The following is a 24,838-nucleotide window of genomic DNA, read 5'->3' on the forward strand; positions in this document are numbered from 1 at the left end:
AAATCAAGACGGTTATGTCAGTCATTGATTAGTTTTAGTGGTTTGCATTTAACTCACCCTAAAGATTATATAAGGTATTGTTGCTTCATTCTAATACTTTATTAATAAATACTACGTAAATGTTTAATTTTTTTAAATTAGTCTTCATTTGTTTATTTTTATAATAATGTTATCGACAAAATAAAAAAGGTAAGCATTGGCTTACCTTGATGAGCATTTTACAGCATTTTAACTTGATTGGTTTTTTCAACAATATTCTTTAATAGTAACGTTCTCGATTACACTCAAGCGTCCAATACACGGCGCGCTGTCACGAATTTATTTGCCCAATAGCCAGAATCTAAATTTGTAATAGAAATACTTTTGCCTGTTGATGGTGAATGAATAAAACGACCTTCACCGATATACATGCCCACATGAGAGATACGACCACCACCGTGAGAGAAAAACACCATATCGCCTGGTTTTAACTCACTACGGTTAATACGTTCACCCACTTGCGCCATGCTGCCTGAGGTGCGTGGCAGATTGATGTTGGCGGTTTGTTTATAAACATATTGCATAAAGCCGCTACAGTCAAAACCACTCGTTGGGCTAGTACCGCCAAAACGATATGGTAAGCCGATAAAGTTTTTGGCTTTTGCAATGAGGCTATCTGCTCTTGAGCCACCCTCTGGATTTTGAGAAACAGTTGAGTTAAAGCTACCAAAATATTCTGTGATACCATTGTTGGCATTGGCAGCGGTTGGGGCTAGGCTGAACAAGACACAAGGTAGAGCGGTTAATAAAGTTTTTTGAAGAAAGTTCATAGGGCTTTAATCCGTTCAGAACTTTTATCCGTATATGGGCTATATCAAAATTGATTGCTAGAAGCTAAAAAGTTGATATACGGATAAAAATTACATAACTATTGTATTGGTTACATTCTGTAAAACAACGCCATCATACCAATAAAGTTTTTTGGATGTGGATATCTTTTTTCCATAAAATGTTAAAAAATATTACAATGTAAGCTAATTTGCTTACAGAAATCTTATAGAAAGCATACAGCAATAATTGCGTAATAAAATCATTGATTTAACCCAACATTGGGTTAAATAACCGTCTATTACCCTGTATTTATTTTGGTGAAATGTAAAAAAAGCAGGGTCAATAAGTAACTGACCCTGCCTAATAGTTGAGTGAAAACCGCTAAAAATTGTTAAATTACCGTCTTTCTACCCCGTCATTCGCGCTAATCTCTCGCCCCAAAAATGGCCGTGCCAATACGAACGATGGTGGCACCCGCGGTAATGGCTTGCTTAATATCGCCGCTCATGCCCATTGACAAAGTATCCCACTGCTCAGGGTGCGCATGATACCGCTTGTTTTGCTCAAAAAGCTGTTGGGTTTTGACAAAGGCAGACGCAGAATTTTTGGCAGGGATAATCATCAGTCCACGTAATTGCAAATTGGGTAATTGGCTAATCTGTGTCACCAATTCGGGTAGCTGGTTTGGCTGGCACCCTGATTTACTGGCTTCATCATCAATATTGACTTCGATACAGATATTGAGTGGCAAAAGGTGCTCACCCCTTTGCTCATTGAGACGCTGGGCAATAATTAAGCGATCGACCCCATGCACCCAATCAAAATGCGCTGCCAACTCTTTGGTCTTGTTACGCTGGATATGACCGATATAGTGCCACACCAATGGCTGCTCGTTGGCAGTAACGTCTTTGAGCGCTGCGATTTTTGCCACCGCTTCTTGCACATAGTTTTCACCAAAATCCTGCTGACCTTGCTGCGCTAAGGTGCGAATCATCCAGTTGGGTTTGGTTTTGGATACGGCAAGCAGTTTGACAGTTGGATTGAGCCTAGCAACGTCAGTTTTCACCTGTTGCCAACGCGCTATCAGGGCTTGGTTTTCAGCGTCTGTTGCGATTGTCGCCAATGGCTGTTGTGCGTCAAATGTTTGCATGGTTAACTTTTCCTGTTGCTTTTCCTGTTGATAGTGTACTGGCTTGATGGCTAACCAGTTAAGGTGAGGTTTTTGGTTTTTTTTGCACTTGTGTGCCCAATTTTCCAATTGCGTTTAACATAAGCTAAAATCAACAAAAAACTATCACCCCTAGTCAGTTTTTTCTGTTTTTTTTGTGGTGGGATGATTATAGTATAGCTATCTTTTTTTCCCGCGGCTTTTTTCTATTGCTGCTTTTGTATTTTCTTGACCCACCTGTAGGATTCGTTATCATGGCAAAGGAATTATCGATTGGCGATTTGTTGCGTTTTGCATTCAAAAATAAAGCCTCTGACTTGCACATTTCAGCAGGCTTACCGCCGATGATTCGGGTAGATGGTGAAATCACCAAAATCAACATGCCGCCGCTTGAGCATCAAAAAGTGCATAGTTTGATTTATGACATCATGAACGACAAACAACGTGCCGATTATGAAGAGTTTTTTGAAACCGACTTTTCGTTTGAAATTCCCAATGTGGCGCGCTTTCGTGTCAATGCCTTTAACCAAAACCGTGGCGCAGGTGCGGTATTTCGTACCATTCCGTCTGAGGTCTTGACGATGGAGCAGCTTGGGATGGGACCGATTTTTGAGAAAATCTCTAATTACAAACGCGGCGTGGTACTGGTCACCGGCCCAACGGGTTCGGGCAAGTCAACTACCCTTGCGGCGATGATTAACTATATCAATGAAAGCCGTAAAGAACATATTTTAACCATCGAAGACCCGATTGAATTTGTGCATCAATCAAAAAAATCCCTCATCAACCAACGGGAAGTCCACCGTGATACCTTAAGCTTTGACGCCGCGCTGCGCTCTGCCCTACGTGAAGACCCTGACGTTATTCTTGTCGGTGAGATGCGTGACCTTGAGACCATCCGCTTGGCATTGACGGCTGCTGAAACAGGGCACTTGGTATTTGGCACATTGCATACCTCATCTGCTGCCAAGACCATTGACCGTGTGGTCGACGTGTTCCCCGCGGCTGAAAAAGACATGATTCGTGCGATGTTATCTGAGTCACTGCAAGCGGTTATCTCGCAATCGCTACTCAAACGCCAAACGGGTGGCCGTGTCGCCGCGCATGAAATCATGATTGGCACCCCTGCCATTCGTAACTTGATTCGTGAAAACAAAGTCGCCCAGATGTACTCTGCCATCCAAACCAGTGCGGGCGATGGTATGACCACACTTGATCAAAGCCTTCGCGAGCTGGTCAATAAAGGCGTGATTAGCAAAGAATCGGCGCGCCAATATGCCAAACAACCGGAAAGCTTTATGTAATCACTGTTTTATAGAAACTATCTTATAGAAACAATGTTTATCAAAACACGGTTTCTAAAAATTTATACGAACAATGCGAGATATCTGTTATGGATTTTGATAAATTACTGCAGCTAATGGTACAAAAAAACGGCTCTGACCTTTTTATCACCGCCGATGCGCCACCATCAATGAAAGTCAATGGTACTATCATGCCAGTCACCAAGTCAGCGCTGACCCCAGAGCAATCGATGACGCTGGTCAAAAGCGTGATGACGCCTAGTCAAATCAAAGAATTTGACGAAACCCTCGAATGCCAGTTTGCCATTAGTGACAAACACCAAAACGCCCGCTTTCGTGTCTCTGCCTTTGTCCAAAAAGATTGTGCGGGCATGGTGCTACGTAAAATTGAAACCAAAATTCCGACGGTAGAGCAACTCAATCTACCGCCGATTTTGAATGAAATTGCTATGAAAAAACGCGGTATCGTGCTAGTGGTCGGTGCGACGGGTACAGGTAAATCTACCACGCTGGCAGCTATGATGGGTTATCGCAACGAGAATTCGCGCGGTCATATCATCACCATCGAAGACCCGATTGAATACGTCCATGAGCATAAAGGCTGTATCATCACCCAACGCGAAGTTGGCATTGACACCAAATCATTTGAAGCAGGATTAAAAAACACCCTGCGTCAAGCACCTGATGTGATTTTGATTGGCGAGATTCGTACCCGCGAGACCATGGATTATGCCATTCAATATGCCGAAACAGGACACTTGGTGTTTGCCACCCTCCACGCTAACAACGCCAACCAAGCGATTGACCGTATCATTCACTTTTTTGACGCAGAACATCATGAGCAGATTTTGATGGATTTGTCATTAAACCTTCGCGCCATTGTAGCGCAGCAATTGATTGCCACCCCTGATGGCAAAGGCCGCCGCGCTGCGATTGAAATCTTGCTCAATTCGCAACTGATTGGCGATTACATCCGTAAAGGGGAAATCCACGAAATTAAGCCCGTGATGAAACGCTCTCGTGAACTTGGCATGCAAACCTTTGACCAAGCGTTGTTTGATTTGTATGAAAACGGCGAAATCACCTACCGCGATGCCATCAAACACGCTGACTCACCCAACGATTTACGCCTACTTATTAAGCTTGAGAGTAAATCAGCCAATAAAATTGATGAAAATGAACTAAATTTCTCCCTGCAATCTGATGATAATAGCGCCGCAAATGAGAACACAATGTTCTAACAACAGGCTATTGTATTATAATCACAGTACCTGCGTAACACAAAAAAGGCTCAATATGAGCCTTTTTTTATCTAGCCTACACTTTTTCCCAAAATCACCACATCCGCTATAAAGCCTTTCATATCACAAACTTGCTTAAACTTGCCCCATGGCTCAAATCCTAGCTTACCAAACATCGCAAGGCTCGGTGTGTTGTGGGCAAAAATCAGCGCAACAACTTGCTGCACCCCACAACTTGGCGCGACTTTGATTAGATAATTGACCAACGCCTTGCCCACGCCTTGCCCTTTGGCTTCCTCTGCCACATAGATACTGATTTCAGTACTGATATGATAGGCAGGGCGCGCGTATAAATCAGACAAACTACCCCAACCGATGATTTCACCCAAGCTAGTTTCGGAGCGAGTTTCGGAGCGAGTTTGGGCAACCACCAACGGACGATTGCCCGTATGGGCGTCAAACCACGCTTGCCTATCTGCCACGCTCACAGGCTGTAAATCTGCCGTGGCTTGCTTACCTGCGATACTTTGGTTATAAATTTCAACGATGCGCGGTAAATCATCAATCGCAGCTAGACGAATACTAAGATTGTGATGCGCTGCAGACATAGCGACTCCAAAATTAAACCAAAAAATGCGGCTAAAATTTGCCGAAAAATCTTATTAGCGCGTATGTTAACAACATTTTTACTTTATAATAAGCGATTTCATAAAATTAATAGTTTGCGATGCTCATGAACGTGATTGACTTATCTGACTGGCTAAAAAGTCCAACCCTATTACCTGATTCGGTACTGACGATTGGTAATTTTGATGGGGTGCATTTGGGTCACCAAGCGATGCTGGATAAAGCCAAATCTTTGGCAAAATCTCAGCAACTTGCCAGTATGGTGATGATATTTGAACCACAGCCGCGTGAGTTTTTTAGCCCGCAAACCGCCCCTGCAAGGCTCACCAATTTGGCAGAAAAAACCCAATTGATTGCTCAGCACAGTATCGATAGCTTGATTGTGGCAAATTTTGATAATGACTTTCGCAATTTATCGGCACACGATTTTGCCAAAATGTTGGTCAAATTAAACGTAAAGCGTTTGGTATTGGGTGATGATTTTCGTTTTGGGCATGACCGCACTGGCGATAGTGAGTTTTTGCGTGCGTTTGGCTTGCCTGTACAAATTTTGCATACCGTGACCGACCATGCGCATCAAGATGAGCGCGTCAGCTCAACCCGCATTCGAGACTGTTTGCAACAAGGGGATTTGGCGACGGCAAAGCATCTGCTAGGGCGAGATTATGCGATTACTGGCATGGTGGAACATGGCGATAAAATCGGTCGCACACTTGATTTTCCCACCGCCAATATTGCGCTAAATCGCATCAAGCCTGCCCTGCATGGGATTTTTGCGGTATCGGTGACCGCTACCGATGGCACAGATTTATCAACACTGGGGAAAAATACTAGCTGTTATAAAAAGCAGGGCGTGCAAGGACTCACCAAAGGTAGTTTGTTTGGCGCTTGCAATGTGGGTACTCGCCCTGCGCTAAAAAATAAATATGGGGTGGAATGGCGACTGGAAGTCAATTTTCCGAAGTTTGATGGGGATTTGTACGGCAAAGAGCTGACGGTGACGTTTTTGCATTTTTTACATGGGGAAATTAATTATCCAAGCCTTGACGCGTTAAAACAAGGCATTGCCCAAGACGTGGTGGATTTACTTGACTGGCGTGAGCAGCAAGCCTTTGCAAAATCAGTCCCTTAGGCTGATGGGCATTGCTATCCTTCAGCAACCATCTTTAGCTTTTTTAACTATTTTTAGCGTTGATAGCTATTTTGGTAAGTGAGATTTTTTTATGACAAACTTACCAAAATCAAGCATGAGATAAGCCAAACCACGCTTTGTCAATCTGCCAATTTTAACATATAATACCCTGTTATCAATTTTTTACCTTTTGCACTTTTTATAGAATACCGAGAGTTACATGACCGACAACACTGACAATCAGTCAATCGACTATAAAGATACCCTAAACCTTGCCGATACCGTATTTCCCATGCGTGGCGACCTTGCCAAACGCGAACCTAAATGGCTACAACAATGGTTTGCCGACGATGTGTATGCCCAAATTCGTCGCGCTCGTCAAGGTCGTGAAAAGTATGTATTGCATGATGGCCCACCCTATGCCAATGGTCAGATTCACTTGGGTCACGTGGTAAATAAAGTGCTTAAAGACATGATTGTCAAATACAAGACGCTTGACGGTTATGACGCGCCGTATGTACCGGGTTGGGATTGTCATGGATTGCCGATTGAGCAAAAGGTAGAAGGCATTGTCGGTAAAGTGGGTCAACCCCATAAAGACAAAAGCAAAAACGGTGCCATCGTGACGTCAACCGAGTTTCGCGGCGCTTGCCGTGACTATGCCAAAAGCCAAATTGACCTGCAAATGGTCGACTTTAAACGCTTGGGCGTACTGGGTGACTGGGAAAATCCTTATCTGACCATGAACTTTAAGCAAGAAGCTGATACCGTCCGTGCATTGGCAGAAATCTACAAAAACGGGCATATCACTCGTGGTATGAAGCCGGTGAATTGGTGTTTGGATTGTGGTTCGGCGCTCGCAGAAGCGGAAGTGGAATATGAAGATAAAAAATCCGATGCGATTTATGTCGGTTTTGATATCGTCAACCGTGAAGCATTAGCGGCGACTAAAGCGATTGAAGGCGCTTTGCAGGCGGTGATTTGGACCACCACGCCTTGGACGTTGCCTGCCAATCAGGCGATTACCGCAAGCTCTGAGCTAGAGTACTCCGTGGTAAAAGTCACGTTTAACAAACAAGCGTTTGCTATTCCTACCACCCTAGACACGCCTAATTATTTACTTCGCCGTTTAACCAAAGACGATAAAACCGCTTTACAGGCAAGTGCATCTGACCCTTTGATTTGGGAATCGTTACCGGAAAAACGCCACGAACCTGCCGTATTTGAGCCGTATTTCAAAAAAGCCCTTGAGCAAAAAGCCTTTGCGATTGTCGATAAAAAAACCAATAACATTATCGGCACGACCCGTTTTTATGATGATGATGTTGAAGAAAATTCGATTGCGATTGGCTACACCTTTTTGACCCGTGAGTATTGGGGATCAGGGGCAAATGCTGAAATTAAATCGGCGATGCTAAGTCACGCCCAACCGCAGCGAGAAACGATTTGGTTTCATGTTGCCCCCGATAATCAGCGTTCTGCCAAAGCGTTAGAAAAAATTGGCGCAACTTATCAAAAAACCGCTGACAACGGTTTGGGCGAGCGCTTGTTTTATCAAATGGCAGGCGAAAAACCACAGGCGAAAATCAGCCATTTAATTGTCGCTTACAATTTAGTTGCGCATTTAATGAGTGTGTTTAACGCCAAAGAATACAGCGTTGTTGCCACCGTGAAAGGCGATGCGTTAACCGTACTTAAAGCCCAGCATCCCCTGATTGCCGAGCGCCAAGTGCCGATTATCACAGGCGACCACGTGACGGCGGATAGCGGTACGGGTTTGGTACATACTGCGCCCGCACACGGTGTCGATGACTATATGGTCGGTCAAAAATTTCACTTGCCCACCGAAAACCCAGTCGCAGGTAACGGCGTGTATTTGCCTGAAGCCAAAGTCTTTGTCGGCGAGCATATTTATAAAGCGCAACCAAAAATTATCGAAACGCTCAAAGCCAGTGGGCATTTGCTCAAGCATGACGTGATTACTCACAGCTATCCGCATTGCTGGCGACACAAAACGCCGATTATTTTCCGTTCAACGCCACAATGGTTTATCAACATGCAAAGCCAAGGTCTGCGTGAACAGGCGTTGACCGATATTCCAAAGGTGGTATGGACGCCAAGTTGGGGACAAAATCGCATCGAATCGATGATGCATGGTCGCCCAGATTGGTGTATCAGCCGCCAACGTACTTGGGGCGTGCCGATCGCCTTTTTTATCCATAAAGACACGGGCAATTTGCACCCAAATACCGCTGAGCTGATGGAAAAAGTCGCGCAAGTGATTGAGCAAGGTGGTGTGGAAGCGTGGTTTGATGCCGCGGCTGAAGACTTTATTGGGGATGATGCTAAAGAATATCAAAAATCGACCGATACGCTAGACGTTTGGTTTGACTCAGGGTCAACCAATTTTACCGTGCTTGCCAATCGCCCTGACTTAGCCAATCCTGCGGATTTATACCTTGAAGGCTCTGACCAACATCGGGGTTGGTTTCAGTCGTCGCTTTTGGTGAGTGAAGCGATTTATGGTCGTCCACCCTACAAGCAAGTGTTGACGCACGGGTTTACCGTAGATGCCAAAGGCTATAAATTATCAAAATCCAAAGGCAATACCAAAGGCTTTGAGCCGCAAGAACTTGCCAATAAATATGGCATTGATATCGTGCGCCTATGGGTCGGCTCAAGTGACTACCGTTACGAGATGGCGGTATCGACTGAAGGCTTTGCGCGTACCACGGATATGTATCGCCGTATTCGTAACACCATTCGCTTTTTACTGGCGAACACAGACGACTTTGACCCAGCCACCGACATGGTGGATGCTAGCAAGTTGGTCAGCCTTGACAAGTACATTTTAAAACGCGCTGAGGCGGTACAAGCTGACATTCGCCAATCTTATACCAACATGGATTTTCACCAAGTGTGTCAAGCGGTGGTGGGTTTTTGTTCACAAGATTTGGGCGGTTTTTATTTAGACATCATCAAAGACCGTCAATACACCACCAAAGCCAATGGTGAAGCGCGCCGCTCAGCACAAACCGCGATTTATCATATTGCCCATGCGTTACTGCGCTGGATTGCACCGATTTTGTCATTTACCGCACAAGAAGCCTGGGAAATCTTAAAAGGTCCGCATACAAGCAATGGCAATGGCTACATCTTTACCGAAGAATGGTATGAATTTCCGCCAGTGGTATTGGATGACGTGAGCGAATCGGATTGGCAAGCGATTTTGAATGTCAAAGAAACTGTCAACAAAGCCTATGAAATTGCGCGCACTGATAAAGTGATTAACGCCAATTTATCGGCTAATGTCACCGTGTATGCACCAGATACTATCATGGCTTCACTCAATCGATTAGGCGATGAACTTAAATTTGTGTTTATCTCAAGTCAAGCAAGCGTAAAACCATTCGCCGAAAAACCAAGCGATGTGACCTATAGCGATGAAGACAGCCAAGTTGCGGTGGTGGTCAAGCCTGCCACAGGTGAAAAATGTATCCGCTGTTGGCACATTCGCGAAGATATCGGCATCAATCCTGCCCATCCAGAAATCTGTGGCCGCTGCGCCGAGAATGTCGAAGGTCAAGGCGAGGTACGTCATTATGCCTAATACACAGGTAACGACTGCTACCACTCATTCATCCACTACCCCACCCATCAACGGCAACAAAGCCATGATGTGGTATGGTATTGCGGTTTTGGTAATGATTATCGACCAACTTACCAAGTTGTACTTTGAGCACAACTACCAGCTGTATCAAACCACGGCGATTATTGAGCCGATTTTTAACTTTACCCTTGGTCACAACTATGGCGCGGCGTTTAGTTTTTTGGCAGATAAAGGCGGCTGGCAAAAATGGCTGTTTAGCGGACTGGCACTGGCTGTTTCCCTTGGTATCATGGCGTATCTACGCAAAATACCCCAACAAGCCAAATTATTGGCTTTGGGTTTGTCATTGGTGCTGGCGGGCGCGGTGGGCAATTTGATTGATCGGGTACGTTTGGGCTATGTAATTGACTTCTTGCATGTGCACTATGGCGATGCGTGGCATTTCCCGATTTTTAATATGGCTGATGTGGCGATTAATATTGGCGTTGCGTTGATTTTAATCGATGCGTTTTTATTAGAATCCAAACGTAAAACCCTTTAATTTCTAGATGGATGAACAACCGCATGAATCATGTCATTATTACGCCAAACGAACAAACCCGCATCACTCAAGACTCAACCGTTGATTTGCATTTTGAGGTCAGCTTAGAAAATGGCACCGTCATCGACTCAACTTTTGAGCGTGGCGAACCTGTTCGCTTGGTGGTGGGTGATGGTAGTCTGCTTGAAGGGTTTGAGAAGGTACTTATCAACTTGACAGCCGGTGACACGCGCACCGCATCGCTGTCGCCTGACGAAGCGTTTGGTCAATGGAACCCTGACAACGTACAGACTTTTAGTCATGCGCAGTTTGCCGTGACGGGCAATCTACCTGAAGTCGGTACCATGATGGAATTTGAAGACAAAGGCAAAACCACGCTCGTGGGTGTGGTCAGTGACGTCACTGAAGACGCCATCAAAGTGGATTTTAACCATCCATTGGCAGGTCAAAATATCCTGTTTAAAGTGCAGATTTTTAGGGTGACACCAAAAGACAGTAAAGGTATCACGCTAAGCTGATATTCAACTGGCATTCAGCTGGCATTAAACTGACCTTAAGCCAAATGAAAGCTTTTAATAAAAAACCCCTGACAATAAAAAACCGCTGATTAACTCTCAGCGGTTTTTTTACAGTCTATCAATTAACCGTTTGGGTGTCATCGTCTGCCGCAGCATCTTCTTTAGCATCTGATTGTTGTGCCAGTGTTGCACGCTGCTCAAACCGTTCGCCCGTCGCTTTAATACCCCATACCAATTCCACAAAAGCGCGGTTATTGATGAGCGGCTCATCTTCGATAATCAAGAAATAGCCCGTTTTGTTGATCCATAAAAACACCATACTGATATTGGGCATCAACATATCAATACTGGTAAAAAATGACACCCCATACCCATGTACCGCCCAACCGCGCTGCTGTTGGCGCTCTAAAAAGCCATAAAAATCGGCAGCCGCTACCGATAGCGTATCTGCTTCTTGCTGGCTAAAGCCCATTTTTGCTAGACAAAAGCCTTCATCTGATGCAATTACGACACGGCGACTACCCGATAGACTCGCTGCTACATATTTTAAGAAATTATCCAGCTGCACGTGCGGAGCGACCACCCGCTTTTCAATGGTCTCAATCCACCCTTCTTCGATAAACATATCCAGCCAAGTGTCACTATAACGCTCACCCCATTCCCGCGCCGTCATACTTTCTTCAGGGGCGAGCACTGCTTGTAAGGCTAGTTGCTGCTCTGAAGGATTGGCGCTTGAAAAACCATGCAGTACCCCGGCAGGCGTTAAAATCACATAGGTGTCGTTTTGTTCTGGCATGGTATTTTCCTTAAATTTTGATAGACGGCAAAGGTAATGTTGTATGATAGCGTTGGTGAATGCAAAAGCTCATTCATCAATTGGGTTACTAATTTATCGGTTGGGCTGCTAAATTATCGAGTCGGTTAAGGTTAAGCAGCTTGCTTGGCAAAATATTCTTTGGTCTCAAGCCATTTGTCATTAAAATCCCATTTGTTTTTTGACATTTCCCACCAAACCATACTAAATGCTAAGCGGTCATGACAAACAAGACAATGGTTAAAGAACTCTTCTTCGATTTTGGCAATTTGTTCGGCTTGGTCTTCAGGGTCTTCTTCTTCTTCCATGGTATCTAATAACGCAGCAATCGTCGTTTGTGCCACTACTTTTGAGTCATCAGTGGACACACGCATTTGGTGTTGATAAGTGACTATTGAAGGCGATACCAATACGCTCCAGCGCGTCGCAAGATTGCTGACTTTAAACACATACTCACCATGATTGACGCATTGGTCAAACCCTTGTAGCAGCGTTGGTGTTAGTTTTTCTCTGACTTGGTTGAGCATACGGTCACCAAAATAGGGCACGTCAAACCAACAACCATAAAACATATCGGCTAACGCACCTTGCAACGGCTCTTTTTCATCAAGCTCCATCGCTGCCATGATGCGGCTGGTATGGATATCCATATTCATCGGTTGGTCAATCACTTGTCGACTATAGAGACGAAAATTAAGCCAATGTTTTTGAAATTTTCTACGATTACGATTCGACAATGAATACATGCTGATTCCTCAAAAAATTAGCCTAATTATATAACCTAATTATATAAAAAGTTATGTGACAAGGGTGAGGTATTAATGACTAGCGCTGTGACAAACTGCCGCATTTATCCGCTACTATACTATTAAACTGGGTGGCAATCAAAACGCTTCAGCATAAAAAAAGCGCAACTCCATCTAAACATGAATTGCGCTGTTGGGCAAGATGACAAGCTTGACTGATTAATCCAATAAGGTATCCATTAAATCAATCATACACCATGACGCGCTCGATACTGCCGCGCGCTAGTTCTCGACCTGCACGGTCACCGAGCGATAGTAGCGCGGCTGACATCGCCCCGACACGGTCTTCATCAATGCCCGCTGGCAATGCTGACGCAATCATCAAACCATCGGTTGAAATCAGCGCAGAGGCTTCTACATCCGCTGAAGAGCTGTTTAGGTCATTTAAGATTTGTTGGAACATATCGGTACGCATATCAAGAACCTTTTTAGTAAACAAATTTAGAGGATAAGTGAAAAATTTACGGGGCAAAAATAATGGTATATAAATAACCGTGGACAAATAGATGACAAACGTTGCCCAGTGACGGTTTGATAAAGCGTCGCTCATGGGTGAGTGATGCAGGTTAATGATTCAACCGCTGTAGCGACTATTTAATCACAAGTTAATCACAAGTGATTGTTACATAACGTTTTGTTACGGACATGATAACAGATTTGATGAAATTTTTACATTTTATTACAATGCTATTTGACTGAAAAATTTTAGTGAGCGTCTGTGATATTCATATAATAAAAAAAGCCAAGGCGCTGGCAGCTTGGCTTTTACAGTTAACAATAACCGTAACGATTAAGGCTGTTTAGCGTGAAGCACTTGCCCATGCAAACGCGCCAGCCCATCCACCATGCGCTGCTGCAAGATATCGGTAATTTCGTTTCGGGTTTTACCCACAGGGTCAATGGCTGCTAATGGCAACACATAGGCTTTGGCAGGGCGGTTATCGAGTACACGTTTGACGCTATCTATCAAGCCAATATCGCCATAATAGGGAATGTTTTGGTCAAGTTCGCCATCTTGGTTGACATAGCAAATCACAATCGGTTGAATGAGCACTTGGCTGTCCATCGCAGACTGCAACAAATTGCCATAAATACGTTTAATCGCTGTGCCGTCTGTGGTGGTCGCTTCTGGGAAGAAAACCACGGGTGAGCCTTGTGATAAAAACTCACGCATCTGCTCACTGATTTTGCTGGTATCGCCCGAACCGCGCTGGATAAATAAAGTGTGGGCAGTGGTCGCCATCCAGCCAATCACCGGCCAATTCGCGATTTCCGCTTTGGACAAAAAGAAGGTCGGTACAATACTACCCAAAACAGGGATATCTAGCCAAGAGATATGGTTGCTCGCCCATAGCGCGTGATGCGTCGGTATTGGCTCAAGTGCAATCACCTCAATGCCTAACGCTTTGAGCGATTTTTTACAGAATTTTTGAATCAGTTGGATGATTTGCTGATTATCGGGATTTGGTGTGTGGTTAATCTGCCACGCATAGCCAACCCCTGTTTGAATCGCTGCCATTAAATTCACAACGCGCTTGATGCGTTGCCACTGGGTCGCCAAATTCTTTTTACTATAGGTAGCAGGTTGTCGCAGTTGTTTTGCCGTTTCGCTAAGTAGGCTAGTAATCGTTAGCGCCGATGGCGCGGTTTTACGGTTAGATTTTTGCATAAGGTAAATATGTGAGTGAAAAATTGTGGAGGTAGTATAGCAAATTATTGGGCACACGGCTTATTAGGTCTGTTTGATTTTTAAAGGTCAGCAAATAGGGTTTATCTTGTTTAAGATTAGCACTTTTGCCTTTATCAATAAACAAGTTAGTGCAAATAGTGCTGATAGCGCGGTTTGACCTGTTCAAACGGCAACCAAACAAACACATCGGCACAATCAAACTCAGGGTCATAACAAGCCGCTGCGCCCAGACTACAGCCCATTTTGACGTACATTTTTAACAGCGCCGGCAAGGCAAAATTTTGCGGATTCGCCAAGTCCACATCAGCCACTTGCGCCAAATCGATAGGCGATAATTTGTCTTCTGGCAATTTACGGGTCACTTTGACATCTAGCTTGGTACTATCAAGCTGACGATCTAACCAACTTTGCACGTTGCCCTCTTCCATCGGAACGGATGCACAGCCCATAAACGCATTGACATTGTAAGCTTTGGCGACTGCCGCGATGGATTCCCACAAATGATTAATCGTGGTGATACCGCGGTAATCTGGGTGCACACAGGTGCGTCCGATTTCTAGCACATTATACGGGTAATCATCGAGCAAGCGACCCAGCCTAAACTCATACTCGCTATAAAACTGCCCAGCTTTTATCGCGCCGTTTTTATCGAGTAAGCGGGTGGTTGCCACCGCGAGTGGCTGCCCAAAATTATCTTGTTTGGTTTCGTCATACACCACCACATGGGTGCAATAATTATCAAAATCATCCCGATCGAGCGGCTGCTCCGAGCTTGGGTGAAATCCTGCGAAACTTACTGAAAATGCTTGGGTAAAGGTCAAAGTACGTAGGCGCTGGGCATTGAGTACATGCTGCTCGGTTTGTAGCGAAAACTTATCCTCACTCACGTTAATAATCACTGACTTAAATAACGGGCGATGACGCACACTTGGGCGGCTAAGCGTTGGCTTGACCAGCGGTGCTAGTGTCTCTACCACAGCCATATCAGCAAAATTATGTGCCAGCAACTGCGCTATCAACTGGGTATTAAAAAGACTATCAACAGGATAAGTGGCGATATCTTCGTATAATTTGGCGCGGTTATTTTGCTCTACAACATTAGTTTGTTCTACAAAATCAGTCATCTTACTGTTACCTAGGGTGGTTTTTGCTATAGCATTAGCCAGCTGCTGAGCGAAAAATGCCTTAGCTTGTCATTGACTCATTGTCAAAGCAGTAAAGCTACCATCATCTAATTGGATGGTTAGTCTGGATGAATTCAGTATGGGTGACACCGGTGTCGTTTCAATGACGTTTTCATGGCAAAACCATGACCAAAGCTGCGGCTTTACCCCCGTTTTAAGTTACTAATTGTAAATTTGACTAAAAGTTCTGCAAAAAAAACCTTATATTGATAGACATACTATCGTGTCTAGCGCTTTTTCTCACGCGGCTATCGACTATTTAAGCGAATGTTTAACTTAATAGACTTAAATAGTAATAGTACACTTATAAATAGACACATTTTTACACTCACAAAGACAAAGAAAGGATAAATCATTGGAGTATTTTGAGCGTTATGAAGGTGGTGAAAAAGCCATCTTAGTCCATTTAAACATTACCCATCTCAATGACCCAGACGATTTGGAAGAATTTGAATTACTGGTGGATTCAGCAGGGGCGCAAAAACAAGCCTTGGTCACAGGTACGCGGTCTAAGCCTGACGCCAAATATTTTGTGGGTACGGGCAAAGCTGAAGAAATCGGGGAACTTGTCAAGCAATACGAGGCAGATATTGTCATTTTTAACCATAGTTTGACCCCATCGCAGGAACGTAATATTGAGCGCTTGGTGCAGTGCCGTGTGCTTGATAGAACGGGGCTTATCTTGGATATTTTTGCCCAGCGTGCGCGAACCTATGAAGGTAAACTGCAAGTTGAACTTGCCCAGCTCAATCACTTAGCGACTCGCTTGGTACGCGGCTGGACGCACTTGGAACGCCAAAAAGGCGGTATTGGTCTGCGCGGTCCAGGCGAAACCCAGCTTGAAACCGATAGACGCTTGTTACAGGTGCGTGTCGGGCAACTCAAAGCCAAGCTTGATAAGGTCAAACAAACCCGCGCACAAGGTCGTGCCAAACGCCAAAAATCCTCGGTACCGACAATTTCACTGGTCGGTTATACCAATGCGGGTAAATCCACTTTGTTTAATACCTTAACCCATGAAAATATCTATGCCGCCAATCAGCTATTTGCGACGCTTGACCCGACGCTACGGAGTGTGTCATGGTCGGGCGTGGGTAAGGTGGTACTTGTCGACACGGTCGGTTTTGTCCGTCATTTGCCGCATGAGCTAGTGGAAGCCTTCCATGCCACGCTAGAAGAAACCTTAGAGGCAGATTTGTTACTGCATGTTATTGATAGTCATCGTGAAGACATGCATGAGCAAATCGCCGCGGTACAATCTGTGTTAGCGGACATTGATAATCAAGTGCCTGTGCTAAATGTGTTTAATAAAATTGACCTCACAGGTGAACCGCCGCATATCGGTTATAGTGATAAAGCCAAGCCCAATCGGGTGTATGTCTCTGCCCATAAGCAATTAGGAATTGAGCAACTTACCCTTGCCGTGCAGCAATTATTGGTAGGTCAATTACAGCGGTTTGAATTAACCTTACCCGCCAATTTTGGACAATTGCAACACGAACTGCATAAGTTACAAGTGATTGAAGACCTCAGCTACGATGAAACGGGTCAAACCAAACTGATTGCCATGATGTCGGTGGACAAACTTAAGCAGTTATTGGGTGAGTTTGGTATCGCAGCTGAGGAAGTGTTATCACAATCACAAGCCAAACTGCTTGCGCCGGTGCTTGAGCCATTTGAACAATTGCTACAGCAGCAGCCCTTGGATACCGCCGACGAGACATAACTTGTTTGCCATTTAACAATAGTAGACCTGCATCAAAATTTAAGTTGGTGCAGGTTTTTTTTGGCCAAAAAAATGACCATCCCACGCGATAAAATAAGCTGATGGGCTATGCGTTAATAAAATCTTAAAAATATATTCGTCAATTTGTCATTTTTTTGTCATGTCCTCCCTTACGCCATCAGATTTTTTTCAGTTATTTTGGGGGTTATTTCATTTTATTTTTTATCAATATCAATCATTTAGATTATTTTCCCCAATTTATGTGGATAACCATGTGGATAACTTCTGACTTGACAACAATAAACCGCATATCACTATAGGTTATCTCTAAATTGGTTATTTTTTAACCAATTATTTTAGTTATATAAATCATATAGTTATAGTTTTTTGCAAAGTGCAAGCAAAAAATTTTACTTTTTTTTTAAGTTTTAAGGGTTGAAAATTTGATAGTTTTGATGGTTAAAAATTTTAACCGCTATATTGTCGAGTCAATGGCATGAAACCCAACAGGTTGACAAGTTTTTTGGTCATTTTTCCTCTTTTTGTGCCTTATCTGATTTTTTGTAAACTTTGACCAGTTGTTGACAGATTTATGGTATATTTCATGCCAATTCTTTTATAATATTGTTATTAAATATCATTGAAACATAACGAATTTTATCTTTTTATGTCGGTTTTTTTATGTCGGTTTAAAGCCTTACGCTGACTTCAAATTTTATAGTCATGTGCTTTACCGTGACGTATTGTCAAAAATTTTACATAGGTATATTTATGGTATTGTTTGCAAAGAAACCTCGCCTGCCCCATTTGCTATCGGCTTCGCTACTGTCATTGGGTGGTTTGGCAAGTATGGATGCAGCGAACGCTGGCAATATGTATGTGTTTAAAGATAGCAACGGTCAGGTGCTGTTGACCAATGTAGTCAGCAACAACCGCCCTGCGGGGAATAATTTCCAAAATTTTACCAAAAAAGTCAAAGTGACTTATTACGCGGATACCAATGTGCATAGTTATAGCAATTGGGGCGCCAATGAAGCTGCTGTACCTGCCAGTGCGCGTGGCAACAAAAATAGCTACGATAGCATGATTGTGGCTTCTGCGCTGCGTCATGGGGTCGACCCTGCATTGATGAAAGCCATGATGCATACTGAATCAGGTTTTAATCCCAATGCGCGCTCACCTGTTGGGGCACAGGGGTTAATGCAATTAATGCCTGCAACAGCTAGGCGGTTTGGTGTGTATAACGCTTGGAACCCTGCCGAGAACATCGAGGGCGCAGCAAAATATTTGAAATTTTTACAAAGCCGTTTTGGTAATATCCAGCATGTGATAGCAAGCTACAATGCCGGTGAAGGCAACGTCAGTAAATACGGCGGCATTCCCCCATTTCGTGAAACTCGTGATTACGTACAACGGGTGTTAAGCCGCTACAACAACTTATATCGCAATGACCCCAATCTGCGCTCTAGTACTAGCAGCAATGGCTTTCAAAATGTTAGCTATAATTCATCAAATACTTATAGGATTGTCCGCTAACAAACGTGTTTATAAGCCCAAAACCAGAAGCCCAAAACCAGAAGCCCAAAACCAGTTTAATACTGGCTTTTTTTATGTTACAAATTTATGCTACTTTTCCCTTTAATTTGTTGCATTAAACGCTATTATACTAAATATCATAGTCAACTTATTGTTGATAAGTATATTTAATCGTTTGATTGCCTTTAGGAAACCGTCATGTTACGAATTGGCTTATTTCTTTTAACTAACCTAGCGGTGATGGTGGTGTTTGGTATCGTAATGAACGTCATCGCGCCAATGCTAGGGTTCAATTTGGGCGGCACAGGCACGACTAGCCTGCTGGTGATGTGTTTCATCTATGGCATGATAGGGTCGTTTGTATCGCTGTTGATGTCAAAATGGCTCGCCAAACGCTCCACAGGTACGCAAGTCATTGAACAGCCTTCTACCCAGTTGGAGGTTTGGTTGGTTGAAACGGTTCGCCGTTTGGCGCAAAACGTCAATATTGATATGCCAGAAGTGGGTATCTTTGAGAATCCATCGCCCAATGCCTTTGCGACAGGTTGGAATAAAAACAAAGCTTTGGTTGCGGTATCGACTGGGCTACTGCAATCGATGAACAAAGAAGAAGTCGAAGCGGTACTTGCGCATGAGATTGGTCACGTTGCCAATGGTGATATGGTAACCTTAGCGCTTATTCAAGGGGTGGTTAACAGCTTTGTGATGTTCTTTGCGCGCATTGTGGGTTTGTTTGTAGATCAGGCGATATTTAAAAATGACAGCAATTCACCTGGTATGGGCTATTATATTACCAGTATGGTGTTAGATATTGTGTTTGGTATTGCCGCACAAGCAGTGGTCATGTGGTTCTCTCGTTATCGTGAATACCGTGCGGATGAAGCAGGCGCGCGTTTGGCGGGTAAATACAACATGATTGCTGCGCTTGAAGCGTTAAAACCTGCCAGCCAGCAGCCTGACTATATGCCACAAGGCATGAAAGCCTTTGCCATTAATGAAGGAAAAGGGGGATTTAGTTTCTCCCAGTTATTTGCCAGTCACCCCTCCTTAGATGACCGTATTGCCCATTTACAAAAATTGGCTAACTAAACATTTGTGTATTTAAGCACTAAAAAACCCAATCATTTGATTGAGTTTTTTAGTGCTGATCTTATATCAAAAAATTAACTGACCAAACCAATCATTTGGTTAGATTCGCCGCATCCATGGCATCTTTGTGCAGGCGGGTATTTAATTCATCGATAATCTCAATCCAACCTGCATCTGCATGATATTCTTCTTTTAAAAATTTGCGTTGGTTATCAGTCCAGAAGGTTGCATCACTAAGCTTTACTGACTGTGGCAGTTGGTTATTCTGGATAAAAGCTTCGATTGATGCATCATCGCTGTCCATGCCCATTTGCTCAAACAACATATTAATGTTTCTTTCGCCATCTATCATCATTGTGGTTCTCCTATTTTTTTTTAAAAGTATCAACGGTTATTGTAATATCATTATTTTCTAGCACTATTTTTATTTAAAAATAATCAAAAAAGTGCCATGGGTTATTGTTACCGTTAGACCATTGTAGCCAAAATTGGGTAAAAAAAATGTGATTTGATTGTATAGTGTGGTTATTTCATGTAAAAAGACCAGCCTTATGAGGCTGGTTTTTTTGGTTAAAACATTCTAACCTAATTAGTTAGGTAATAAGTGGCTTACCGCATCACGCTCTTCAGCGAGCTCAGTTTCGGTGGCTTTCATTTTTTCTTGTGAGAAAGCCGATGAAACATCTAGCCCTTCAACAATTTTCCAATCGCCATTTTGGCAAGTACATGGGAATGAATAGATAAGACCTTTTTGGATACCGTACTCACCATTTGAGTAAACACCCATAGATACCCAATCATTCTCGTCAGTGCCTAGTGCCCATGAACGAATGTGCGCAATGGCAGCGTTTGCCGCAGATGCCGCTGATGAGGCACCACGTGCTTTAATGATGGCAGCACCACGTTGTTGTACGTTAGGGATATAAGTACCTTCGTACCAGTCACGTTGTACTTGCTCTAGGGCAGGTTGACCTTTTACAGTCGTGAAGGTCAAATCTGGGTACTGGGTTGAAGAGTGGTTACCCCAAATGATCATTTTTTTGATGTCATTCACGGTAGTTTCAGTTTCTTCTGCCAATTGCGCTATACCACGGTTGTGGTCAAGACGCGTCATCGCGGTAAAGTTACGTGGGTCTAGGTCTGGGGCATTGCGCTGTGCGATTAAGGCGTTGGTGTTGGCGGGGTTACCCACAACCAATACCTTGACAGTACGGCTAGCGTTGTCATTTAACGCTTTACCTTGTGCAGAGAAGATGGCGGCGTTGGCTTCGAGCAAATCTTTACGCTCCATGCCAGGACCACGAGGACGGGCACCTACCAGTAGGGCATAGTCCGCATCTTTGAACGCAACATTAGCGTCGTCAGTTTGTACGACGCCCGCTAGCAATGGGAATGCACAATCTTCAAGTTCCATTACCACACCTTTTAAGGCTTCTAAAGCTGGCGTGATTTCTAATAATTGTAAAATGACAGGTTGGTCTTTACCCAACATATCACCCGATGCGATACGAAATAATAATGAATAACTGATTTGACCAGCAGCACCAGTCACCGCAACACGAACAGGCTGTTTCATTGAAAGCTCCTATTATGATAAGTACAAGATCCTTTGCAAATGCAAAGCAGTGAAAAAAGCAGAAAAAGTTGTCTAAAAAAGCTTGCCTAGTTTATCACTTGCCACCACCAAAGACCATAAATTTATGGGGTCAATTGTCGGGTGAGCTTGACAATTATGGGTTGAAGTAAGGCAAAGAACAAAATAAAAAATGCTTAAAACTAGGCAAAAATTGATACCGCCATCCCTCAATAATTACCATCAATCAAAAACTGACTGGGACAGGCATAAGAGCGTGTGGCACATTGGGCAAAACGTCCGTTATTGTCGTAGCACACGTTAATATAGGTCAGTACAGATTGACCTGCACTATTTTTTTGACAGAAAAAATTAAACGAGTTTGGCTTCATGCTAGGGTTTAAAGATAATAATTGGCGGCTCAGGCCACTGGACGTGAATCGATAACTGCGACCACTACTGAGTTCTTTTGGAAGTTTTAATTGACTGGCAAGCGAGGTAATGGTGCGAAAATAATTAGGGGTACTTAGACCACTGCAGCGACCATACTGCTGCCAAATATTTTTGCGAATATTACCATCTGGAATAACTTTTGAGGTGATCTTTTCTTGCAGTGGCGACATGCTGTAGCGGCTATTACTACAAGACTGGTTCGCCACCCGATAAAAATTCACCGTCATCGGGTTGCCTTCGATACATTGGCGAAGATTACCCATGTATGGGTTAAGCTTGCAGACAGCAGGGGATAATTCCACTCCCAAAACACTGTCGGCGTGGGCAGCTGGGGTTGCTAAAGCACCCATCACCGCCAAGCAGCCAACTGACAAATAGCCACTAAACTTTGCGCTTTTTTGATCACTTGAGTTGATAATTAAACTGGCTAAATTTGCCGCTGCCTCATCATCTTGAATCTTTGCCCTAAACTTTAACGACGCCAATGTGGCGGTGTGTGAGACCTTGTGCCAGTTGGTAAAATCGAGCAATGTTTTTAGAAGCAATGTTTTTAGACAAGATGACAGCATAGCAATTAAACCAAATAGTCGATGATTAAAAACAAGCAGGTTGCTTTAACGTTTACAGTGAGCTTTTAAAATAGAAGTGATAAAAATGGTGGTTGACTTATCAATTTTCTGCTTGAAATAACTAAATTTTTTGCCAAACGAAACTAATGTTTATGAGTCATGCCAATTCTTTGAAATCATACTAACTAGGTCAGATTTTGTAAACCCTGTATATACTAAAAAACAACAGTAATTTATTGACCATTATCAATTAATTAGCTGTTATTTTTGCGAAGATTTAGCAGGTTTATGTAATACAGATTGAATTAATACTTAGCAGCAATAATACCCATACGCTGAGTAATCGGTTGGTTGCTGCCGCCAAGGAGCACATCATAATGGGTGGTATTTTCCATCACGGCTTTGACATAATTGCGCGTTTCTGCATAAGGAATGGTCTCAACGTACTGATCGGCGGCTAGGCTACCGTTTTCAGGTTGCCAAGTTTTGGCCTTACCTGGCCCTGCATTGTAGCCCGCGGTGGCTAGTACAGGCTGACCCCCCAATTTATTTAAGATATCGCCCATATAATACGTACCGTAGCGAATATTGGTATCGCCCCCTGCGACGCGAGATGGCTCATACGGTTCGCCCAATTTACGTGCGATATAACGCGCAGTGTCTGGCATGATTTGCATCAACCCCCCTGCCCCGACACCCGAACGCGCGCCGATATTAAAACGGCTTTCTTGACGCATGATGCCATACGCCCATGCAGGATCGATTCCCGCTTGGCGGCTGTATTGCACGACACTAGACTGATGGGGCATTGGGAATGCCGGTGCCGAATTTGGAATCGTTTTGGTAGACTCCAGCGCATAGATAGCACGGTCGTACCATCCCATGTCCGAGGCGGTTTGCGCGGCTGCCAGAATCATCCTCTCATCACCACGGTCACGTGCTTTTTTTACCGCCCAGTTCCATTCACGGTTGGTATAGGCAGGATTGGCGGCAAGTTTATAGAGGATAAATGCGCGATTAAAGAAACTATCGTTTGCGAGGCGTGAGTAATCACTATTGCTCACCGGTGGCGTAGCCGGCAATCGGTCAAAACGCTGTCCAATTTGGTCTTTGGCAAGCAGTCCATAATAGTCATTGTTTTGCGCCAGTTGGCGAAAAATTTGATTGGCTTGCTCACGCTGCTGGCTAGTACCGCCCAATTTGTAGGCTTTAGCAAGCCAATATTGCCATACCGGTTGCTGCTGATTTTTATAGTCCATTGCGCCAATGGCTTGTGCCAAATCTGACCATCGGCTATAGCGTATCGCTGCTTGGGCATAGTTTTCGGCTTCTTCATTATTAAATGGTACGCCCAGACTTTTTTGCATCCAATCAACCGCGTCACTACTAAACCCTTGATCGGTATTGACGCCCATCCTTGCCACACCCAAGGTACGGTAGGCATATTGACGGGTTTTGGCATCAAAAAACTGCGGGTTTCGTCCCAAATCATAGTTAAGCTGCATCGCCGCTTCACTGACAGATTTTTTGGCAAGTTGCCCTAAGGCATATAAATATAAATACCGATTGCTGGCAGTTGCTGGCATACTACCGAGTTGTGAGAAAAACGCATTGGGACTGCTACTGATGCTCATGAGCTGATTGTAGCTTATCTGCACGCCCAATCGGCTGGCAAGCTGCACGATGTCGCCATTATTGCCCGTGCGTAGCATACGATACAGTCGCTGCTCACGGTCATCATTGCTAACCATGCGATTGCCATTGAGCGCTGTCGCCAACTGTTGGCAAAGCTGCGGCAGTTTTTTATCGGTGTTGAGCCAAACATTACCTTTTTCGGTATAAGCGCGCATGCTATCGCCACCGTGATTGAAGCCCAACGCAATGGCACAAGCTTCACTGGCATCAGGATTGGTTACATAGCTTGCCACTTGTCTAACCGCCTCATAATCACCCATCCGCGCTTTGGTTTCTGCATAATCCGCCGCCAATTTTTCTGCCATCGCCGTTTGTGGATAACGGTTGGCAAAACTCACAATCGCTGATGCCGGCTGAGCGTCTAAGTCTTTATTAAGCTGCCAATACTCTGGATACATGGCTAGACTACCACCCGCCATCATTTGCTGATAGTTGCCCATTTGCGATAAGTTGCCACGGCTAGCTTCACGTTCGGCTTGGTTAAAATAACTATCCGCCGTGCTAGGCGTCCCTACAGAATAGCTACTTGCGCAAGCAGATTGTGCAAAAACAGCAATCACACCGCATGAAATCATCGAAAGCTTGAGATTTTTCATAATAATTGGTAAGACCTTTAACTAAGATAAATAAATAGGATAAATAGGCAAAAAATGACAAAAGTAATGTAAAAATGGTTAACCTTGCTGAAGCGATTATAACGATTGTCGACTAAAAAGAATTTACCCAAATCTCAACTAATTGTATAAAAATGT

General features: G+C 43.9%; 21 protein-coding genes. 9 read left to right on the plus strand and 12 right to left on the minus strand.

The features are described 5' to 3' along the window. Positions 1–284 precede the first annotated feature (284 nt). Positions 285–809 (minus strand): C40 family peptidase, encoded by a 525-nt coding sequence (locus tag AXE82_RS03885; protein ID WP_062331660.1) that lies wholly within the window; start codon positions 807–809, stop codon positions 285–287. 425 nt (positions 810–1,234) lie between these two features. Next, positions 1,235–1,960 (minus strand): YggS family pyridoxal phosphate-dependent enzyme, encoded by a 726-nt coding sequence (locus tag AXE82_RS03890; protein ID WP_062331663.1) that lies wholly within the window; start codon positions 1,958–1,960, stop codon positions 1,235–1,237. 272 nt (positions 1,961–2,232) lie between these two features. Between AXE82_RS03890 and AXE82_RS03895 the strand changes: the two genes are divergently transcribed. Next, on the plus strand, positions 2,233–3,282 hold the full coding sequence (locus AXE82_RS03895; RefSeq protein ID WP_062331666.1) for a type IV pilus twitching motility protein PilT: 1,050 nt from the start codon (positions 2,233–2,235) through the stop codon (positions 3,280–3,282). Between the two features lie 89 nt (positions 3,283–3,371). Next, entirely contained in the window at positions 3,372–4,523 is a 1,152-nt protein-coding gene (locus AXE82_RS03900; protein ID WP_062331669.1) for a PilT/PilU family type 4a pilus ATPase, read from the plus strand. A 71-nt stretch (positions 4,524–4,594) separates the two neighbouring features. Here AXE82_RS03900 and AXE82_RS03905 read toward each other — a convergent pair whose 3' ends face one another. Beyond that, complete coding sequence (locus AXE82_RS03905; RefSeq protein WP_062331672.1) at positions 4,595–5,131, minus strand: GNAT family N-acetyltransferase; 537 nt, start codon at positions 5,129–5,131, stop codon at positions 4,595–4,597. Positions 5,132–5,256: 125 nt separating this feature from the next. On the opposite strand from AXE82_RS03905, the gene ribF reads away from it, so the two are divergent. From ribF to fkpB, 4 genes are all read left to right on the plus strand, one after another. Next, on the plus strand, positions 5,257–6,282 hold the full coding sequence (ribF, locus tag AXE82_RS03910) for a riboflavin biosynthesis protein RibF (RefSeq protein WP_062331675.1): 1,026 nt from the start codon (positions 5,257–5,259) through the stop codon (positions 6,280–6,282). 292 nt (positions 6,283–6,574) lie between these two features. Next, a complete protein-coding gene (gene ileS / locus AXE82_RS03915) occupies positions 6,575–9,892 on the plus strand; it encodes an isoleucine--tRNA ligase, N-acetyltransferase domain-containing (RefSeq protein WP_335339367.1) in 3,318 nt (1,105 codons plus the stop codon). Then, a complete protein-coding gene (lspA, locus tag AXE82_RS03920; protein ID WP_062331681.1) occupies positions 9,885–10,433 on the plus strand; it encodes a signal peptidase II in 549 nt (182 codons plus the stop codon). The genes ileS and lspA overlap by 8 nt, the downstream gene beginning before the upstream one ends. A 23-nt stretch (positions 10,434–10,456) precedes the next feature. Next, on the plus strand, positions 10,457–10,951 hold the full coding sequence (gene fkpB / locus AXE82_RS03925; RefSeq protein WP_062331684.1) for an FKBP-type peptidyl-prolyl cis-trans isomerase: 495 nt from the start codon (positions 10,457–10,459) through the stop codon (positions 10,949–10,951). 118 nt (positions 10,952–11,069) lie between these two features. Here the strand turns inward: fkpB and AXE82_RS03930 are convergent, their stop codons facing one another. From AXE82_RS03930 to AXE82_RS03950, 5 genes are all read right to left on the minus strand, one after another. Then, positions 11,070–11,747 (minus strand): hypothetical protein, encoded by a 678-nt coding sequence (locus tag AXE82_RS03930; protein WP_062331687.1) that lies wholly within the window; start codon positions 11,745–11,747, stop codon positions 11,070–11,072. 131 nt (positions 11,748–11,878) lie between these two features. Then, positions 11,879–12,511, minus strand: coding sequence for a hypothetical protein (locus tag AXE82_RS03935; RefSeq protein WP_062331690.1), 633 nt, complete (start codon positions 12,509–12,511; stop codon positions 11,879–11,881). A gap of 244 nt (positions 12,512–12,755) precedes the next feature. After that, complete coding sequence (locus AXE82_RS03940) at positions 12,756–12,986, minus strand: roadblock/LC7 domain-containing protein (protein ID WP_228140542.1); 231 nt, start codon at positions 12,984–12,986, stop codon at positions 12,756–12,758. 375 nt (positions 12,987–13,361) lie between these two features. After that, a complete protein-coding gene (locus AXE82_RS03945) occupies positions 13,362–14,240 on the minus strand; it encodes a lysophospholipid acyltransferase family protein (protein ID WP_062331693.1) in 879 nt (292 codons plus the stop codon). A 146-nt stretch (positions 14,241–14,386) separates the two neighbouring features. After that, positions 14,387–15,385, minus strand: coding sequence for a GNAT family N-acetyltransferase (locus AXE82_RS03950; protein ID WP_062331696.1), 999 nt, complete (start codon positions 15,383–15,385; stop codon positions 14,387–14,389). A 415-nt stretch (positions 15,386–15,800) separates the two neighbouring features. Here AXE82_RS03950 and hflX point away from each other — a divergent pair, with 415 nt between their 5' ends. The 3 genes from hflX (at position 15,801) to htpX (ending at position 19,796) form a co-directional block, all read left to right on the plus strand. Further along, positions 15,801–17,171 carry a ribosome rescue GTPase HflX gene (hflX, locus tag AXE82_RS03955; protein WP_062331700.1) on the plus strand — a complete coding sequence of 457 codons (1,371 nt, stop codon included), beginning with the start codon at positions 15,801–15,803 and terminating at the stop codon, positions 17,169–17,171. A gap of 771 nt (positions 17,172–17,942) precedes the next feature. After that, positions 17,943–18,707, plus strand: a complete 765-nt coding sequence (locus AXE82_RS03960) for a lytic transglycosylase domain-containing protein (RefSeq protein ID WP_062331703.1) — start codon at positions 17,943–17,945, stop codon at positions 18,705–18,707. A 198-nt stretch (positions 18,708–18,905) separates the two neighbouring features. Further along, on the plus strand, positions 18,906–19,796 hold the full coding sequence (gene htpX / locus AXE82_RS03965) for a protease HtpX (protein WP_062331707.1): 891 nt from the start codon (positions 18,906–18,908) through the stop codon (positions 19,794–19,796). Positions 19,797–19,887: 91 nt separating this feature from the next. On the opposite strand, the gene AXE82_RS03970 is transcribed toward htpX, so the two are convergent. The 4 genes from AXE82_RS03970 to AXE82_RS03985 form a co-directional block, all read right to left on the minus strand. Continuing rightward, the gene (locus AXE82_RS03970) at positions 19,888–20,151 is read right to left on the minus strand and encodes a DUF2789 family protein (RefSeq protein ID WP_062331718.1); all 264 of its coding nucleotides are present in this window, start codon (positions 20,149–20,151) and stop codon (positions 19,888–19,890) included. A gap of 234 nt (positions 20,152–20,385) precedes the next feature. After that, positions 20,386–21,372, minus strand: coding sequence for a malate dehydrogenase (locus tag AXE82_RS03975; protein WP_062331721.1), 987 nt, complete (start codon positions 21,370–21,372; stop codon positions 20,386–20,388). A 227-nt stretch (positions 21,373–21,599) separates the two neighbouring features. Further along, entirely contained in the window at positions 21,600–22,391 is a 792-nt protein-coding gene (locus AXE82_RS03980; RefSeq protein ID WP_062331724.1) for a T2 family ribonuclease, read from the minus strand. 305 nt (positions 22,392–22,696) lie between these two features. After that, the gene (locus AXE82_RS03985; RefSeq protein ID WP_062331727.1) at positions 22,697–24,682 is read right to left on the minus strand and encodes a lytic transglycosylase domain-containing protein; all 1,986 of its coding nucleotides are present in this window, start codon (positions 24,680–24,682) and stop codon (positions 22,697–22,699) included. Between the last annotated feature and the right edge of the window lie 156 nt (positions 24,683–24,838).

The sequence above is a fragment of the Moraxella osloensis genome (assembly GCF_001553955.1).
Taxonomy (GTDB): domain Bacteria; phylum Pseudomonadota; class Gammaproteobacteria; order Pseudomonadales; family Moraxellaceae; genus Faucicola; species Faucicola osloensis.

Bases quoted from the DNA above. Each gene is read 5' to 3' on its own strand.
- AXE82_RS03960 (WP_062331703.1), top strand. From the start codon at position 17,943: ATGGTATTGTTTGCAAAGAAACCTCGCCTGCCCCATTTGCTATCGGCT.
- AXE82_RS03975 (WP_062331721.1), bottom strand. From the start codon at position 21,372: ATGAAACAGCCTGTTCGTGTTGCGGTGACTGGTGCTGCTGGTCAAATC.
- AXE82_RS03890 (WP_062331663.1), bottom strand. From the start codon at position 1,960: ATGCAAACATTTGACGCACAACAGCCATTGGCGACAATCGCAACAGAC.
- fkpB (WP_062331684.1), top strand. From the start codon at position 10,457: ATGAATCATGTCATTATTACGCCAAACGAACAAACCCGCATCACTCAA.
- AXE82_RS03935 (WP_062331690.1), bottom strand. From the start codon at position 12,511: ATGTATTCATTGTCGAATCGTAATCGTAGAAAATTTCAAAAACATTGG.
- AXE82_RS03970 (WP_062331718.1), bottom strand. From the start codon at position 20,151: ATGATGATAGATGGCGAAAGAAACATTAATATGTTGTTTGAGCAAATG.
- AXE82_RS03930 (WP_062331687.1), bottom strand. From the start codon at position 11,747: ATGCCAGAACAAAACGACACCTATGTGATTTTAACGCCTGCCGGGGTA.
- AXE82_RS03895 (WP_062331666.1), top strand. From the start codon at position 2,233: ATGGCAAAGGAATTATCGATTGGCGATTTGTTGCGTTTTGCATTCAAA.
- AXE82_RS03985 (WP_062331727.1), bottom strand. From the start codon at position 24,682: ATGAAAAATCTCAAGCTTTCGATGATTTCATGCGGTGTGATTGCTGTT.
- AXE82_RS03945 (WP_062331693.1), bottom strand. From the start codon at position 14,240: ATGCAAAAATCTAACCGTAAAACCGCGCCATCGGCGCTAACGATTACT.
- htpX (WP_062331707.1), top strand. From the start codon at position 18,906: ATGTTACGAATTGGCTTATTTCTTTTAACTAACCTAGCGGTGATGGTG.
- AXE82_RS03900 (WP_062331669.1), top strand. From the start codon at position 3,372: ATGGATTTTGATAAATTACTGCAGCTAATGGTACAAAAAAACGGCTCT.
- AXE82_RS03980 (WP_062331724.1), bottom strand. From the start codon at position 22,391: ATGCTGTCATCTTGTCTAAAAACATTGCTTCTAAAAACATTGCTCGAT.
- AXE82_RS03940 (WP_228140542.1), bottom strand. From the start codon at position 12,986: ATGCGTACCGATATGTTCCAACAAATCTTAAATGACCTAAACAGCTCT.
- AXE82_RS03885 (WP_062331660.1), bottom strand. From the start codon at position 809: ATGAACTTTCTTCAAAAAACTTTATTAACCGCTCTACCTTGTGTCTTG.
- AXE82_RS03950 (WP_062331696.1), bottom strand. From the start codon at position 15,385: ATGACTGATTTTGTAGAACAAACTAATGTTGTAGAGCAAAATAACCGC.
- AXE82_RS03905 (WP_062331672.1), bottom strand. From the start codon at position 5,131: ATGTCTGCAGCGCATCACAATCTTAGTATTCGTCTAGCTGCGATTGAT.
- ileS (WP_335339367.1), top strand. From the start codon at position 6,575: ATGCGTGGCGACCTTGCCAAACGCGAACCTAAATGGCTACAACAATGG.
- ribF (WP_062331675.1), top strand. From the start codon at position 5,257: ATGAACGTGATTGACTTATCTGACTGGCTAAAAAGTCCAACCCTATTA.
- lspA (WP_062331681.1), top strand. From the start codon at position 9,885: ATGCCTAATACACAGGTAACGACTGCTACCACTCATTCATCCACTACC.